12 protein-coding genes are annotated in these 16208 nt (G+C 63.4%); 10 read left to right on the forward strand and 2 right to left on the reverse strand.

From position 1 onward, the window contains the following. Positions 1–50 precede the first annotated feature (50 nt). From G5S47_RS00845 to G5S47_RS00880, 8 genes are all read left to right on the forward strand, one after another. Complete coding sequence (locus G5S47_RS00845; RefSeq protein WP_219585618.1) at positions 51–1649, forward strand: FTR1 family iron permease; 1599 nt, start codon at positions 51–53, stop codon at positions 1647–1649. Between the two features lie 41 nt (positions 1650–1690). Then, entirely contained in the window at positions 1691–2323 is a 633-nt protein-coding gene (locus tag G5S47_RS00850) for an iron transporter (RefSeq protein ID WP_006680756.1), read from the forward strand. Positions 2324–2425: 102 nt separating this feature from the next. Next, positions 2426–3688, forward strand: coding sequence for a DUF2318 domain-containing protein (locus tag G5S47_RS00855; protein WP_006680757.1), 1263 nt, complete (start codon positions 2426–2428; stop codon positions 3686–3688). Positions 3689–3734: 46 nt separating this feature from the next. Further along, positions 3735–5006: an ABC transporter permease gene (locus G5S47_RS00860; RefSeq protein ID WP_207326468.1), complete on the forward strand. Its 1272-nt coding sequence runs from the start codon at positions 3735–3737 to the stop codon at positions 5004–5006. A 5-nt stretch (positions 5007–5011) separates the two neighbouring features. Further along, positions 5012–6175 carry an ABC transporter permease gene (locus tag G5S47_RS00865; RefSeq protein ID WP_006680759.1) on the forward strand — a complete coding sequence of 388 codons (1164 nt, stop codon included), beginning with the start codon at positions 5012–5014 and terminating at the stop codon, positions 6173–6175. Positions 6176–6185: 10 nt separating this feature from the next. Next, on the forward strand, positions 6186–6926 hold the full coding sequence (locus G5S47_RS00870; RefSeq protein WP_006680760.1) for an ABC transporter ATP-binding protein: 741 nt from the start codon (positions 6186–6188) through the stop codon (positions 6924–6926). Further along, positions 6923–7474, forward strand: coding sequence for an FMN-binding protein (locus G5S47_RS00875; protein ID WP_006680761.1), 552 nt, complete (start codon positions 6923–6925; stop codon positions 7472–7474). Before G5S47_RS00870 ends, G5S47_RS00875 begins: the two co-directional genes overlap by 4 nt. A gap of 2 nt (positions 7475–7476) precedes the next feature. Beyond that, positions 7477–8565: an FAD:protein FMN transferase gene (locus G5S47_RS00880; RefSeq protein ID WP_006680762.1), complete on the forward strand. Its 1089-nt coding sequence runs from the start codon at positions 7477–7479 to the stop codon at positions 8563–8565. A 185-nt stretch (positions 8566–8750) separates the two neighbouring features. On the opposite strand, the gene G5S47_RS00885 is transcribed toward G5S47_RS00880, so the two are convergent. Continuing rightward, positions 8751–11942, reverse strand: coding sequence for an FAD-binding and (Fe-S)-binding domain-containing protein (locus tag G5S47_RS00885; protein ID WP_257878468.1), 3192 nt, complete (start codon positions 11940–11942; stop codon positions 8751–8753). A 258-nt stretch (positions 11943–12200) separates the two neighbouring features. On the opposite strand from G5S47_RS00885, the gene G5S47_RS00890 reads away from it, so the two are divergent. Further along, positions 12201–13451, forward strand: a complete 1251-nt coding sequence (locus G5S47_RS00890; protein ID WP_006680765.1) for a hypothetical protein — start codon at positions 12201–12203, stop codon at positions 13449–13451. 38 nt (positions 13452–13489) lie between these two features. Here G5S47_RS00890 and G5S47_RS00895 read toward each other — a convergent pair whose 3' ends face one another. Continuing rightward, positions 13490–14677 carry an alpha/beta fold hydrolase gene (locus tag G5S47_RS00895; RefSeq protein ID WP_219585619.1) on the reverse strand — a complete coding sequence of 396 codons (1188 nt, stop codon included), beginning with the start codon at positions 14675–14677 and terminating at the stop codon, positions 13490–13492. A 231-nt stretch (positions 14678–14908) separates the two neighbouring features. On the opposite strand from G5S47_RS00895, the gene G5S47_RS00900 reads away from it, so the two are divergent. After that, positions 14909–16198, forward strand: coding sequence for a C40 family peptidase (locus G5S47_RS00900; protein WP_285084210.1), 1290 nt, complete (start codon positions 14909–14911; stop codon positions 16196–16198). The last annotated feature ends 10 nt before the right edge of the window (positions 16199–16208 follow it).

Genomic DNA, 16208 nt, shown 5'->3' on the forward strand with positions numbered 1-16208 from the left:
GTCCCCTCGCCCTCATCAACATCGACAAGCGGAATTCTGGAGGAACACGGGTGGGCGTATCGACATCCTCGACGACGGCATTGACGAGGCGTCCCTGGATCCTCTTCGCCCCGCTCCTCCTCGCCCTCCTCATCGGGGTCCTCGCCCCGGCCGCTGCGCGAGCCGAGGGCGCCGTGTCCAGCTGGGGCGCGGTCGCCGAGGAGATGGGTGAGATCCTGGATCAGGCCGAGAAGGACTATCTGGCGGGCGATGTCGAGGCGGGTAAAGACGGGGTGAATACCGCCTACTACCGGCGTTATGAGACCCTCGGCTTCGAGAAGCAGGTCATGGCGCGCATCTCGGGGAATCGGGTCTCCACCGTCGAGATGAAGTTCTCCCTCGTCAAGAAGGCGATGAGCGATCATGACGACGCTGCGGTCGCTCAGCACCTCACCGATCTCAAGAACTACCTGCGCGAGGACGCCAAGACCCTCGACGGCGCCGGGAACTCGGCTGTCTCGAACGACTACAGCCCGGGGGCCTGGGGGCGCGTCGCGAAGGAGATGGGTGAGATCCTGGATCAGGCCGAGAAGGACTATCTGGCGGGCGATGTCGAGGCGGGTAAAGACGGGGTGAATACCGCCTACTACCGGCGTTATGAGACCCTCGGCTTCGAGAAGCAGGTCATGGCGCGCATCTCGGGGAATCGGGTCTCCACCGTCGAGATGAAGTTCTCCCTCGTCAAGAAGGCGATGAGCGATCATGACGACGCTGCGGTCGCTCAGCACCTCACCGATCTCAAGAACTACCTGCGCGAGGACGCCAACACCCTCGACGGCTACGTCGGCGAGGCGGCCGCCCCCACGAGCCCTTGGCTCTCGGGCTTCCTCCCCTCGCTCCTCGTCATCCTCCGAGAGGGCATGGAGGCGATCCTCGTCGTCGCCGCGATCCTCGCCTACCTCGGCAAGGCCGGGCACAAGGACAAGTCGAAGATCGTGTGGATCGGGGTCGCGCTCGCCCTCGTCGCCTCCGCGGCCCTCGCCGTCCTCTTCTCCTCGTTCGCGAATCTCGCCGGAGCCAATCAGGAGCTCCTCGAAGGCTTCGCCGCCCTCTTCGCGGTCGCCATGCTCATCTGGGTCTCGAACTGGATGGTCTCGAAGTCCTCCAACGAAGCCTGGGACCGTTACATCAAGGGTCAGACGGATGCCTCGCTCACTCGCGGCTCCCTCCTCGGCCTGGCCGCCATCGCGTTCCTCGCGGTCCTTCGCGAGGGCGCCGAGACGATTCTCTTCTATGTGCCGGTCATCTCCCACGCGGGCGCGGCCATCGGGCACGTGTGGATCGGCATGGGCGTCGGCCTCGCCGTCCTCGTCGTGGTCTACCTCCTCATCCAATTCGCCGCCCTGAGGATTCCGCTGCGCCCCTTCTTCGCGGTCACATCGCTGCTCCTGGCGGTCATGGCCGTCACCTTCACCGGATCTGGCATCAAGGAGCTCCAGGAGGCCGACGTTCTGCCCCTGACGCCTCTTGACGGCCTCCCGACCATCGACCTCTTGGGGATCTACCCCCGAGTGGAGAACCTCTCCGCACAGGCAGCGGTTCTCGTCATCATCGTCGGCCTGTACCTCTGGGGGAAGCGGCGCATGCGCCGCGCGATCCCCGAGAAGTGACGAACCGTCGAACCATCCCACACTGACATGGAGTTTGATTCATGAAGCGCTCACTTAGCACCATCGGCGCGGCCGTCGCGGCCGTCGCCCTGATGACCGGCCTCTCGGCATGTTCTTCCCAGACCGCAGAGACCGAGAAGCCCGCGGAAATGGCCACTCAGTCCAGCGAGAGCGAGGCTGCTGCGCCCGGCGAGGACGCCGGCTTCGACGAGTTCCCCCTCGGCGACGACGTATTCTCCGGCCCTCTGAAGATCTCCGGCGTCTACTTCCAGCCGGTCGACATGGAGCCCCAGGTCCAGACCCCCGCCAAGGACTCCTCGATGCACATCGAGGCTGACATCTCCGCCGTCGAGGGCAACGATCTCGGCTACGGCGTCGGCGACTTCATCCCGGGCCTCAAGGTCGACTACAAGATCCTCGGTGCCGACGGCAACGCCGTTCTCGAGGGCACCTTCATGCCGATGAACGCCTCCGACGGCCCGCACTACGGCCTCAACCTGCCGAAGCTCGACGCCGGCACCTACACGGTTCAGTTCATCGTCCACTCCCCCGAGGAGAACGGCTGGCTCCTCCACACCGACGAGACCACGGGCGTCAAGGGGCGCTTCTGGACCGAGCCGATCACCGCGGAGTTCAAGGATTGGAAGTGGGACCCCTCCGCTGTAGAGTGGTGACCACGTGACGGACGGGCCGGAGGCGGACTCCGGCCCGTTGTCGTGCCCTCGTGATGACGCCGACGCGCCCCCGCGTCGCGACGACGAGAATAAGGATGAACGATGATCGAACAGATGAGCCAGGCGACTCTCGCGCTGCTCCTCACCGCTCTCGCTGCGGGAGCGGCCATCGGCGCGCTACCGGCGCGAGAGCGCGGCAGATCCGGTAGAGCCGCCCGGAGATGGGCCATCGGCATCGGTGCCGTCGCCGGGTTCGTCTCCGCCTTCGTCCTCACCCTCGTCAACACCCTCGCGCCTCGCGCCGTCAATCGGCAAACGGTCGCCCTGTGGACCCTGCCCCTGGCCGTCCTCCTCGCGATCGCCTTCGTTTCGCTCTTGGCGCTGCGGGCGCGCCGGGCGCCGAGCGCGCCCCTCGACTCCGCTCTCCTCCTCGTGATGAGCGCCTACCTGGCGCTCATCATCTTCCGCGCGGCTCCCACGGCGATGGCCCAGGCGGTCATGATGTTCCCTCGGGGAATCGAGGTCTTCGCGACGACTACGATGCTCGCCCTGGTCGGCTACGTCCTCGGCTGGCTCATCCCCCTCGCCCTCGGCGCCCTCTCCTGGAGGATCGTCTCCCTCGGTCGACGCAGGACCTGGCCGATCGCCCTCGTCGTGGCCGTCCTCGCCCTTACTCACGTCATGCTCGTCGTGCGCATCCTTCAGGCGCAAAGGGTCGTCTCGATGTCGAACGAGGCCTTCACCGTGCTCTCCTGGCTCATTAACCACGAAGCCGTATTCCCGATCGTCGCGATGTTCGTCCTCCTCCTCGTCGCCGCTCTCGTCGTCCGCGAGGGACGATCCCTGCCCCGAGTCGGCTCCAACCCCGCCGAGGGGCGCCTCTACCGCGCCCGCGCCCGCGTCTGGAAGACGATGGCCGGGGTGGCGGCGGGCGGCTACCTGTGCGGCGCGCTGCTGGTCACCCTCGGCGTCGTCGTCGGCTCCGCCGAAGTCGAGCTCTCCGAACCGGAGTCCTACTCCGTTGTCGAGGAGCGTGCGGTCATCGACATCGCGGACATCTCCGACGGCCACCTCCACCGCTACGCCTACACGACCTCTTCGGGGGTCGAGGTCCGCTTCATCGTCATCCAGAAGGCGGGCGCCTCCTTCGGCGTCGGCCTCGACGCCTGCGAGATCTGCGGGCCGACCGGCTACTACGAGAAGGACGGGAAGATTATCTGCAAGCTCTGCGAAGTCGCGATGAACATCGCGACGATCGGATTCAAGGGCGGCTGCAACCCCATTCCGATCGAGTACGAGGTCTCCAACGGGACGCTGACGGTCCCGCTGTCGGTCCTCGAGGCGAATGCGAGCGTCTTCGCATGAGCCCTCTCGTTTTCCGACCCCACAAGGGAGAGGATCTGATCCCATGATGTTCCTGAGAATGCTGGTGGGGGCTCTGGCGCGCAGGGGCGAGCGTCACCTCCTCATCGCCGTGACGGTCGCCCTCGGCGCCGCCGTGGCCACGTCCATGCTCTCGGTGATGTTCGACGTCGGGGACAAAGTCAACCAGGAGTTGAAGTCCTACGGCGCGAACATCGTTGTGCGACCGCGCGGCGCGGCGGTCCTCCAGGACCTCTACGGCGCTCACTCCCCCGCGCAGACCTTCCTCCGCGAGGACGAGCTCGGCCGGATCAAGACGATCTTCTGGACGTACAACATCCTCGACTTCGCCCCGCTGCTGTCCGTCGACGCGGTCGGCCCCTCGGGGGAGCCCGTCGCGCTCACCGGGACCTGGTTCGATCACCACCTCGACCTGGAGACTGAGGAGACGCTCGATACCGGCCTCGACAAACTGCGGGCCTGGTGGACGGTTACCGGCCAGTGGGTCGCAGACGAGGACCCCGAGGGTGCGATGGTCGGTGAAGGCTACGCCGCGGCGCATGGCCTCGCCCTCGGCGATCCCCTAACCCTGAGCAGGGACGGGCGCTCCGTTGAGCTGAAGGTGCGCGGGATCTTCGAATCGGGCGACGAGGCCGATTCCGGCGTCTACGCGAACCTGGCTGTCGCCCAGGACCTTCTCGGAGAGCCCGGAGCCGTCAGCTCCGTCGAGGTGTCCGCCCTGACGACCCCGGACAACGACCTGGCGCGGAAGGCAGCGAAGAATCCGGAGTCCCTGTCCGTGTCCGAGCGTGAGACCTGGTACTGCACCGCCTACGTCTCCTCCATCGCCTACCAGATCGAAGAGGTCATGACCGATTCCGTGGCCAGGCCCGTTCGGCAGGTCGCCGAATCGGAGGGGACCATCCTGGAGAAGACGCAGCTCCTCATGCTCCTCGTCACCGTCCTCGCCCTCGTCGCCTCCGCGCTGGCCATCGCGAATCTCGTCACCGCGAACGTCATGGAGCGCTCCGGGGAGATCGGTCTGATGAAAGCGATCGGGGCGAAGAACCGCTCGATCATCGCCCTGCACCTCAGCGAGATCGCAGTGGTCGGCCTCGTCGGAGGGGCCCTCGGCTACGGGGGCGGGATCGGGCTCGCGCAGATCATCGGGCGGATCGTGTTCGGCGCCTCGATCTCCTTCACCCCGGTCGTCCTGGTACTCGTCTCGCTCCTCGTCCTGCTCGTCGTCCTCAGCGCGTCGATCCCGGCCATCCGCTACCTGCTGCGGCTCAACGCCGCGGAAGTCCTCCACGGAAGGTGAGAGAGATGAAGCGTCGCACAATGTTCTGGCGGATGGTCTCCTCGTCGATCCTGAGGAGGCGCTCCCGCGTCCTCATCGCCGTTCTGGCCGTCGCCATCGGCGCCACGACCCTGTCGGGCTTGGCGACCATCGCCCTGGAGGTCCCCGCTCAGCTCGCACGCGAGGTCCGCTCCTACGGCGCGAACCTCGTTGTCTCCCCCGTTTCGGGGAAGGACTCCATGAGCGCCGAGTCCCTCGAGGCGATCCCCTCCCTCGTGCCGAAGGGGGCCCTCGTCGGCTCGGCGGCCTTCGACTACGAGGCGATCAGCGTCAACGATCGGCCCTACGTCGCCGCAGGAGCCGATCTGGAGTCGGTGCGCGCGATGAACCCGTACTGGTACGTCGAGGGGGAGTGGCCGCAAGGACCCGACGAAGTGCTGATCGGCGAGGAGATCGCGGACACGATCGGCGCTTCGGTCGGGAAAAGGATCTCCGTCGTCCGCCTCGAGGAGGCGGACGAGCGCGCCCAGTCCGGTGGGGCCGAGGCGAAGACGAGCGTCGACTTCACCGTATCCGGGGTCCTCAAGACCGGGGGCACGCAGGACTCCTACATGTACATGACCTCGCAGGCGATCTCCGCCCTGACCGGCGTCGAGGCGCGCGCGACGGTCGCGGAGTACTCGATCGCTGTCGAGGGCCCGGTCCTGGAGGGCGTCGTCGCGGCCATCAACGACTCCGTGCCCGGAGTGTCGGCGCAGGCCGTCAAGCGCCTCGCGCAATCCGACTCCGGCGTCATCTCGATGCTGCGCTCCCTGCTTGTCATCATCGCCGGCATCGTCCTCGTCCTCACCCTGATCGGGGTGTCCACGACGATGGTCGCCATCGTCGCCGAAAGGCGCAACGAGATCGGCCTGCGCAAGGCCCTGGGCGCGACTTCGCGCTCCATCGCCCTCGAATTCATCGGCGAGGGTGTGCTCCTCGGTCTGATCGGCGGTCTGATCGGCGTCGTCCTCGGGTACGGTCTCGCCTCGGGGATCAGCTACAACGTGTTCCACCGGAGCATCTCCCTTCCGCCGTTGATCGCTCTCATCACGGTCCTCGCATCCGTGGCCGTCGCCGTCCTCGCCTGCCTGCCCCCGGTGCGCCGAGCCGCCGCCGTCGACCCCGCCCTCGTCCTACGTGGAGAATGAAGGAAGAATCATGACAGACACGATGCCGACGCCCCTTCTCGATCTGGAGGGGGTCTCGAAGATCTACGGCGACCTCCACGCGCTCGACGACGTCTCCTTGACCATCGGGCGTGGGGAATGGGTCTCCATCGTCGGGCCCTCCGGATCGGGCAAGACGACCCTGATGAACATCGTCGGGTGCATGGACACCGCGTCCAAGGGACGGGTCCGCCTCGACGGCCAGGACATCTCGGATCTCACGGGGGACGAGCTCACGGAGATCCGCCGCTCCACGATCGGGCTTGTATTCCAGCAGTTCCACCTCATCGGGCATCTCACTGCGCTGGAGAACATCATGGTCGCCCAGTACTACCACTCGATGCCCGACGAGAAGGAGGCGATGGAGGCCCTCGACAGGGTGGGCCTCGCCGATCGCGCCACCCATCTGCCCCGTCAGCTCTCCGGCGGCGAGCAGCAGAGGGTGTGTGTGGCGCGCGCGCTCATCAACTACCCGAAGCTCATCCTCGCCGATGAGCCGACCGGCAACCTCGATGAGACGAACGAGAGGATCGTCCTCGACCTGTTCGGGCGACTCCACGAGGAGGGCACGACCCTCATGGTCGTCACGCACGACGCCCTGGTCGCCGGCCGAGGCCAGCGCGAGATCGCCCTCGATCACGGGCGCATCTTCAAGGAGACGTGGCACGATCACGACGCGCTCGAGGCGGGGCTCGAGTCGGGAACGGGGAAGAGCAAGGTGGATCTGCGATGAACGCGAAGCGCGGGGCCCTGAGGGCCGGGATCGTGGGACTCGGCGCGATGATGCTCGCCGCATGCGCTTCCTCGCCGGGCGTCGACATGAGCGTGCCGATGAAGGACGGTGAGTGGAAGGGCCGTTCGAACGCGGACGATCAGGGGGCGATCGGGGTCATCACGATCACGGTCGAGGGTGGCGACATCACGAGCACGAGCTACGAGACCCTCCAGGCTAACGGAACGGACAAGGACGTCGACTACGGGAAGAGCTCCTCCGGGGAGGTCTTCAACGAGGACTACTACGAGAAGGCGCAGAGGGCCGTCGAATCCTTTGCGCGCTACTCGCAGGAGCTCACCGAGAAGGACGATCCCGCGAAGGTCGATGTCGTGTCGGGCGCGACCGTCGCGCACCGCCAGTTCATCCAGGCCGCGATCCGGGCGATCTCCGCGGCCCAGGGGGTCGACGACTCTGGGGCGAACGGCGTGGAGATCCCGGGGCTGGAGGAGTCGACCCGCATCGGGGACGCGGATCTCGACAAGGACCTCGGCGGGACGGACCGCTAGCGGTGGGGGAGCGTCCGCTCGTCGAATTCGAGGTCGGCGAGGGCGGGGGCGCGCGTTCCTGGCGAGTCTCCTTCCCGGCGATGGGCACGCGCGTTGACCTCATCGGTGCGGGCGGGGATCTTCCGCACATCACGCGCGGGGTGTGCCGACTGGTCGCCGAACGCGAAGCGCTGTGGTCCGTCTTCCGCCCAGACTCGGACGTCTCGAGGATCAACTCCGGCGAGGGGTGGTGCGAAGTCGATCCGCGCACGGATTCGCTGCTCCTCGATTCCCTGGCCCTGTCGGAGGTGACCGGCGGGGCCTTCACTCCGCTGGCGGGGGCACTCGCGCGCCTGTGGGATGTCAAGGGCGCTCGAAGGTCTTTCCTCGCGAGCGGGCGCGTGCCCGAGGCCCCGTCCCAGGAGGAGATCGACGGGGCGCTCCGCTCGTGTGATCCGGCGCTCTTGGAACGCGACGAGGCCGCTCGCTGGCGTCTCGCGCGGGCCGTGAACGGGGGAGCCTCCCCGTCGAGGGGACCGGCCCTCGACCTCGGCGCCATCGCGAAAGGGGCGACCGCCGACGCGGTGCGCGACGCGGTCGTGGCGGCCGGCGCCGAGGGGGTTCTCGTCTCCCTGGGCACATCGTCCATCGCCGCTTTCGGACGCCGGTGGGACGGGAGGCCGTGGACGGTCGGCCTGCGGGAGCCGGGCGCGGCGGAGAACGAGTGGACGGGTAGCGTCGAGCTCTCCTCCTCATCGGCTCTGTCGACCTCGGGCGACTACGCGCCCGCATCATTCGACGCCGGTCGCCCGTTCCCGGAGGCGCTCGCCCACGAGACCTTCGATCCGAGGACGGGACGGCCGAGCGAATCGGGCGTTCTCCAGGCGAGCGTGATCTGCGCGTCGGGAGTCATGGCGGAGGCGCTTTCAACGGCCCTCCTCGTCGCCGGGGAGGAATGCGTCGACGGTACCCGTTTGGACGTCTGGGGGAGGGCGAGGGGACTCTCGACCCGCTGGGAGAGCGTCGTCGCGCGCGGGGATGGGATCGCCTTCTCCGAGGGGGCGGGGTGGGTGCCGAAAGGGGCTCGAGGAACGGGCGGATCCGCGCTCTGATCTCGCGATTCGTCCGAAGGCGTTCTCGTTCACGTTATGGTACGCTCCCCTGCGTGCTGCTTTCGAAGTGCCCCAGGAACAGTCGCGGAAGGCTCGTCTCGATCGACGTGGATTCTGTGTATCGCCTCCGCCTCCAAGAGCTCGGCCTGAGGCCGGGAGCGCGTCGGTGTCTCCGCCGGGAGGGCTCAGTCGGCCTTCGGGCCGCACGCGAGGAGGGTCGCGAGGTGGACGCCACCGCGCTCGGCGAGTTGGCCGGCCTGCGTCCTGCAGGAGAATCCATCCGCCAGGTACACGGCATCCGGGTGCTCGCTGAGCGCAGGTAGCAACGACTGCTCTGCGACCGCGACGGAGACCTCGTAGTGTCCCTTCTCCATGCCGAAGTTGCCGGCCAAACCGCAACATCCCGATAGCTGAGTAACCGTCGCACCCAGACGATCCAGTAGCGCGCGATCCGCGTCCCACCCCATGACCGAGTAGTGGTGGCAGTGTGGCTGAGCCACAACTTCAACACCGCTCAGGTCTGGTAGGTTCAACTGTTCATCCGGGACGGTCGCCAGTAGCTCAGCAAGCGTCACAGTATCCTTCGAGACCATCGCCGAACGCGGGTCATCCGCTAGCAGATCCAGCAGGTCATCACGCAAAACAGCAGTACACGACGGCTCCACGCCCACGATCGGGATGCCGTTCGCCGCGAATGGCGCGAGCGTGTCCAGCAGAGTCGCCAGATGCTTCTTTGCGCCCTTCAGCTGGCCCGTCGTGATCCACGTGAGCCCGCAGCACACATCCGGCGCGACGATCACGGCAAAGCCGTTCGTTTCCAGTAGCTCGGTCAAAGCGCGTGCTCCCGTGTCGTCCAGTGTCTGCGAGAAGGAATCCGCCCACACCACCACATAGCGACGGCCATCCGGGTCTGTGGGGGAAATGGGTGTCGCCGATTTCCTGGTTTTGCTCATTGACGAGGCCGGTCGGCCTCCGCCCTGTGACAGCTGGTCGCCAGACGTGGAGGCGACCTCGTCAAGGGGGGAGAAAGCGGACGACACCATCGAAGTTGTGCCACGCTTACGTGCCCAGCGCGAGAACCTGCCCGACTGCAGAGGTGGCATCGGACGACGTGAATCCAACCCGATCAGCCCGAACGCCAGCCGGCGTAGCACATCCACGCCGAGGAGAGCGTTGCCGACCTTTGCCAAACCGGGGATCGACGCCGTCAGGCGCGTCCAGCGTGGCAACCAGCCCAGCGTGTAATGCGACAACGGACGAGCCTTCCCGCGGTAACGGCGGAACAGCGTCTCTGAACGGTACTTCGCCATGTCGACCCCGGCCGGGCAGTCCGAGGAGCACGCCTTGCATGCCAGGCAAAGGTCGAGGGCATCGAGGACTTCCGCAGAATCGATCGCCTGAATCAACTGGCCGTTCGCCGCATCCTGCAGGGTGCGGGCGCGGCCTCGAGTCACGTCCTTCTCGTCCTTCGTCGCCTTCCAACTCGGGCACATGAACGTCCCCGAAATACCCGCGCGACACTTGCCCACGCCCGTGCAACGGTGAATTGCGTTCGTGAAATCGCCGTGATCCTCGCGGAACGCGAAGCCACCATCGGCGGGCATTGAACGCGCCGCGGGACGACGAAGGAAATGATCCACCAGATCAACGCCCGGCTGCGGATCAACGCGCGAAGCCGAGACAGCAACAGCGGCCGGCTTCAGTGAATAGGCGTCACCTAAAGCATGGCGACGTTCGGTTGCGGTGGTCGGGCTCATCGGTGCAGTCAACAAACCCGGATTCATCATGTTGCGCGGATCAAACAGAGCCTTCACCTGTGCAAACAAGTCCAGCATTGCCGGCGAATACATGAAGCGCAACAACTCTGTGCGAGCGCGACCATCACCGTGCTCACCCGACACAGACCCACCGTGCTTCGCGCACAGGGTCGCCGCGCGCTCCAAGAAGCGACGAGTGTGGGCGACACCCTCGTCAGTGTCCAATGGGTAATCAAGACGAACGTGGACGCAGCCGTCACCGAAGTGACCGTAGAGCAGGCCGTCAATGTCAAACTCATCCATCAGAGCAGTGAAATCACGCAGGTACGCGCCCAATTTCGCGGGCGGAACCGCGGCATCTTCGAATCCTGGCCACCCCTGCTCATTGCCTGTGCCGGACGCCGGATCAAACGGCGTACGGCCACCAAGACCGGCACCATCAGCGCGAATACGCCACAAGCGACCCGCATCGTCACCCGGCGGGTAAATCGCGACCGAGTCGGTGGTGGCGCTCGCGACCAAAGCGTGAGCGCGTTCCAGAGAATCCTCTGGCGAGCTTCCGCCGACCTCGCACATCATCCAGGCTTCGCCCGGTGGCAGTTCGGGGACAGTGCCCGGGCCTCGGTGCTGGCGAACAACATCGACGAGGCGCTTATCCATACCCTCAACCGCCAGAGGATGATGCTCCAAAAGTGCGGGCACGTCGTCGGCAACGTCGATCATGTTCGGATAGCCGAGGACGACCAAAACGGGAGACGTTGGCAGGTCAACAAGGCGAACCGTGACCGATAGGATCGTGACCAGTGTGCCTTCGGTGCCCACCAGCATCGCGGCAAGATTACGGTGACCTTCCGGCGTCGCATGTTCCAGCGAATAGCCGGATACTTGGCGTCCGAAGGTGCCAAGCTCAGTGCGGATCAATGCCAGGTTCGCATCTACAAGCTCTGTCAGACCCGGAACTTCGGGAATATCGGGGGCATGCTCGGTGGTTGCCGTGAATCGACGTCCCAGCCCGTCGATGCATTCGAGGGACACGATGTTGTCAGCCGTACGCCCCCAAGCGGTCGCATGTGGGCCGCACGCGTTATTGCCAACCATGCCCGCGATCGTCGCGCGATTCTGGCTGGACGGATCAGGACCGAAACGTAGCCCAAAAGGGGCCGCCGCGGCCTGCAAAGTTGCCTGCACGCATCCGGGCTCAACGACAGCGGTCTTTGCCTTGGGATCAATGCTGACCACATGGTTCAAATAGCGGGTGAATTCGATAATGAGACCTGGGCCAACAGCGTTGCCGGAGCAGGATGTGCCACCACCGCGCGTCGTCACCGGAACGCCGAAGGTGCGCGCCACGGCAAGCGTTGCCTCGACATCCTCGATCGATTTCGGGAACACAATCGCCAACGGTGGAATGCGGTACAGGCCAGCATCCGTGGAAAAGCGCGCGCGAGATCCCGTCGACGTATCTATATCGCCGTCGACCGCTTCGGTCAGAGCCCGCAGAAACTCCGGATCGATCTGGCTTACCGCAGCTTGCCGTGTTGCCGTCCCATTTTTCGGGGCAGGATCGATCGGCGTTGATGAATGCCCGGTTGTAGGGGCTGGATCCCACGTGACGCTCATAGGTGAATCTTCGCATGAGCTAGCCTTTTCACTGCTTTGTCGCATACTTTTTGGCGCCAATGCGTGAATCTGTGTGTTCGCCACGTGGAACAGTCCGTGACGAGGCCCTGAATTTGAGGGGGAGCATAGGCCGTAATTTTTATTGAGCCCCTAGTTTTTGGGCAGTGTTATGCGCCTGCCAGATGTGAAACAATAGGGGGACACTGTCGCCTTTCTCGGCAAGGCGATATGTCCGGTCAATCCAGGGAGGAAACGCCAGTGGCTCTTTTCGAGTTCGACAACGGTCGTCTGGTTCCTGCGCAATTTGGGCGCCCATTGGATTCTGGTTTGACTGGCGACGTTATCGACGCTGTGTGTGGGCAGGTCTTGGAGATTGTTTCCCGCCCGCTTTTCCCAATTACTTGGCGGGATATTGTTCGCGGTTACGAAGAAGACGAAGATTCTCAACGCTTGACTGCCCTCGATGCGACGGGGCAAGTCGTCAGTGTTGAAGTGATTACATACCTTGATTCAGACACCCTCATTAGCTCTCTGTCGCGTTTGGCGGATACTGCTGCCCTGTCGTGGAGTGACTTGGCGCGCGAATACGACGGTGGTCTTGACGCGTTCCGTCATGGGTGGATGCAGTTCCGTGACGCTATGCCACCGTCGCCGGGTGCGGGCCCGCGCTTGATCGTTGTTACCGGCGAAATTGATCCGCAGGTTCGCCCCGCTCTGGACGTTCTGGCGAATTCTGGCGTGGAAGTTCACGAGGTTCAGGTTCGAGTGATGTCCAATGGACGCGTTTTCCTTGATGTTGTGCCCGTTGGCTCGCGCCTGTACATGCACTCGCCAGCCCTGTTGTCCCAAGGCTCCCAAGGCATCAGTGAAATCACGGCTTCCCTCGATGACTCCGGCCATGATGCGTCAGCATTGGAACAGGCACCTGAGAATGATCAACCGGCAGACGACGCGGAATTCATTGCTGCACCCGAAGAAATCGAAATGACGCTCGACGCTGGTGTCTCTGACTTTGTCAACGATGCACTTGCTCTTGTTGCCGGGGGAGTCCGCGCCAACCTTAATGAAACAGACGACGCGGATGGTTTCGACTCCATCGTTACGGATGCCCCGGCAACTAAAGATGAACGTGGCTTCGTTGAACCCGACGATATTCGCCAAGCTCGTGAAGATGGAGTGCCGATCCTAGATGCCACCGCATCGACTCTTCCTATTCTTGGAGCGATTATCGGCCAGGCAGTTCCCCTTGTTGCCCCTCCAACGTTCAAGGTGCCGTCCGACCTTCAACTTGGTGTCGATGGCATGATTCGAAGCGCGCTTGGACAGTGGAACGACGTCGATGAGCTTGAAGAGCTTCTTCCCAACTTTTCTGACGCCTGGAATAACCTCTACATCGCTGACCTTGCGGGACCAACACTTGCCGAGGCCCTTATAGAGGTCAATCGCGAAATGATCCGCGAATACCGCATCGTTCCCGCTTCTTCGGGCATGGGGAAACACGGGCGATGACCCGTATCTGACCGCTCACGGCCTAGTTGCCGGTTGGTTTACTCAACGGGCGTGACGAACGCTCCGATCCAACGTTTCATCGTTTGACGCACATTCGCGCGCACATCCGGGTCGGACAAGAATAGGTCGTGCTTGCCTGGGAAACGAGCAATCGTCACGCAATCAGCAAGATTCATTGAGCGTTCAGCAATCACCTCGACGTCCAAGACAACGTCAGAGGAAAAGATGCGTTCTGACCATTCTTCGCCCGTGTACGACGAGGTCGACATCATGGACAGAACCGGGCATGACAGGTGCACGTCGTTTTCGACCGTGTTGTGGCCATCCAAGATTGCGTCCAACCATGCGACGGGAATCGGATACGACTCCGGGCGCTTCCAGGCCAGCGCATACTCCCAGCCCTTCACCGCTGGATCGTCGGGATTGTCTGCGCACGCTTGTGGCACAGTCAGACCGGACGTTGCCCAGCCTTGAGTCAGTGAACGCCCGTAGAAGCCGGGGCCACCGCCACCGGGAACTTCCCAGCGAGGGTTGCGTTGCGCGATCCGTTCTAGGACAGGCGCAACCGTCGTCCGTAGATTTGCTAGCGTTTGCATTTCTAACCACGCTGAATTCAAAACTAACGCGTCGAACGCGCCAGGGTGGCGATGCGCCCACAGCGTTGTGATCAAACCACCCGTTGAATGTCCCGACAGGATCAGGGGCAGATTTGGATTCTCTTCGGCAATGATGTCGAGTGCTTCGCCAATCTCCTCGTCGTAGACATTCAGGTTGTCCGTGTAGCCGATCGTTTGCCAGGGGCGAAGTGAACGACCGTATTTGCGCAGGTCAAGCGCATAGAAAGCGGAACCTGCTTCGGCGAACGTCTGCGCCAGCTCAGTCTGGAAGAAATAGTCGTTGCGCCCGTGTAGGTACAGGGTGACGCTCTTCGGGAATGCTTTCGCATTTTCGCTGACATCTGGGTCACGGTGGGGAAGATACTTCACCAGCGTTGCCACGTTGTCGCCCTCGGCATCTGCGATCAGTTCGATCGTCTGTGACTTATAAGCCGGCCCCAGGATGTCGGTGCGCCACTGGCCAACCGGAGCTGGTCCTTCTTCACCCCAGGGAGCCATCACGTCATAGGTGGGTTCCCCATCCGAAGCGACGAGACCCTCTAGGTGCTCACTGTCCGCGGTCGCTTCAAGGGGGTGAAGTGTGCGTGTCTCGAGATCCTCGTCAGTCATACGACAACCCTACGAGGTTCCCCTAAGTCCGGCAGGACTTCCTGGTGGGCGGGAAGGTGTGCGTCAGTCCAAGGACTTGTATGACGCGGGGGCGAGATGATGACCAAATATGTTGCTGATGTTGTCAATGTTGTAAATGGGAAAGATGTGAAAATAGTTGCAGGTGTTGCTTTTGTTGTTAAGAGTGACTACTCTCACCACAGGTGCACTGTCTGATGACGATGCTCGTATATGTTCCCGACGACAGGTGAAGTAGTGTTCAACCAGTCAAGACGTTCGCAGCGTCTCCGCTTCCGTGTAGGAGCAATGGTTCTGCTTGCCAGCATGGCGCTGATCGCCCCACAAATGGCGCAAGCTGCCCCCTCAGAAGCGGACATCGCCCGCGCGCAGGCAGAAGAAGAAGCTGCCAAGCTTTCAGTGGCTCAGATCGAAGTTCGCCTTGCATCAGTGAAGACTGAAGCCGATCAAGCATTTCAGGCCGCCCAGGTCGCAGCAGAAGATCTCAACGCAGCCAACATAGCTCTCGAAGAAGCCAAGAACACTGCCAGCTCAGCGCAAGCTGATGCTGATGAAGCAAAAGCGAACTTCGAAGCGGGCAAGAAAGAAATTGCCTCAGTCGCACAGACTGCGTACCGCGATGGCGGATCCGAAATGGATGCCCTTGCCCCCTACGTGAACGCGGATGGTCTGCGCACTGTTGAAACCAAGCAGGCATCAATCGAAGCTTTCTCCGCTTCAGCTGACGCAAAGATGCAACGCGTTGCTGCCCTTCAACAGGTCGCCAACGTCATGCAGAAAGCTGCCGACGAAGCAGTTGCTGCACAAACTGAAGCAACGACTGAAGTACAGCGACGCACTGAAGCTGCGCAGGCGAGTGCCCAGAAGGCACTCGCTCTTCAAGAAACCACTGAGGCAACCCGCCAAGGTTACCTTGCTGAGCTCGCCCGCAAGCAGAACACCACGGTCGAACTGATCCAAGAACGCGAAGCGGCCCTTGAAGCAGAACGCGCAGCCGCCGCCGAAGCTGCGGCGCGTGCAGCGGCCGAGGAAGCTGCGCGACGTGAAGCAGCTCGCCAAGCTGAAGCGGCGGCGTCAGGCTCATCGTCGTGGACTCCGGAACCGTCATACGAACCGCCAGTCAGCTACCCCGGCTCCGGTGGTGCATCGACTGCTATCGCAACAGCGAAGAGCTACCTGGGCGTCCCCTACGTATGGGGTGGGGCGTCACGAGGTGGTGTTGACTGTTCGGGTCTCACTCAGATTGCGTGGGCATCAGCAGGTGTTTATCTTCCTCACTATTCCAAGTCGCAGTACGACTACGGAACCAAAGTGTCCTTCAATAACGCTCAACCCGGTGATTTGCTGTTCTGGTCGACCAACGGTTCGCAGTCCGGAATTTATCATGTTGCCATTTACTTAGGTGGCGGTAGCATGATCGAAGCACCGGCTCCGGGTAGTAGTGTCCGTATCACCTCAATCTGGGGTTGGAATCAGCTCATGCCGTACGTCGTGCGCTTCTGATACCAGTCAT

Origin of the sequence: Schaalia turicensis (assembly GCF_019380255.1) — a bacterium.
GTDB lineage: Bacteria > Actinomycetota > Actinomycetes > Actinomycetales > Actinomycetaceae > Pauljensenia > Pauljensenia turicensis_A.

Coding starts and splice junctions, on each gene's coding strand:
- G5S47_RS00900 (WP_285084210.1), top strand. CDS start 14,909: ATGTTCCCGACGACAGGTGAAGTAGTGTTCAACCAGTCAAGACGTTCG.
- G5S47_RS00860 (WP_207326468.1), top strand. CDS start 3,735: ATGTTCCTGAGAATGCTGGTGGGGGCTCTGGCGCGCAGGGGCGAGCGT.
- G5S47_RS00855 (WP_006680757.1), top strand. CDS start 2,426: ATGATCGAACAGATGAGCCAGGCGACTCTCGCGCTGCTCCTCACCGCT.
- G5S47_RS00865 (WP_006680759.1), top strand. CDS start 5,012: ATGAAGCGTCGCACAATGTTCTGGCGGATGGTCTCCTCGTCGATCCTG.
- G5S47_RS00870 (WP_006680760.1), top strand. CDS start 6,186: ATGACAGACACGATGCCGACGCCCCTTCTCGATCTGGAGGGGGTCTCG.
- G5S47_RS00850 (WP_006680756.1), top strand. CDS start 1,691: ATGAAGCGCTCACTTAGCACCATCGGCGCGGCCGTCGCGGCCGTCGCC.
- G5S47_RS00875 (WP_006680761.1), top strand. CDS start 6,923: ATGAACGCGAAGCGCGGGGCCCTGAGGGCCGGGATCGTGGGACTCGGC.
- G5S47_RS00895 (WP_219585619.1), bottom strand. CDS start 14,677: ATGACTGACGAGGATCTCGAGACACGCACACTTCACCCCCTTGAAGCG.
- G5S47_RS00885 (WP_257878468.1), bottom strand. CDS start 11,942: ATGAGCGTCACGTGGGATCCAGCCCCTACAACCGGGCATTCATCAACG.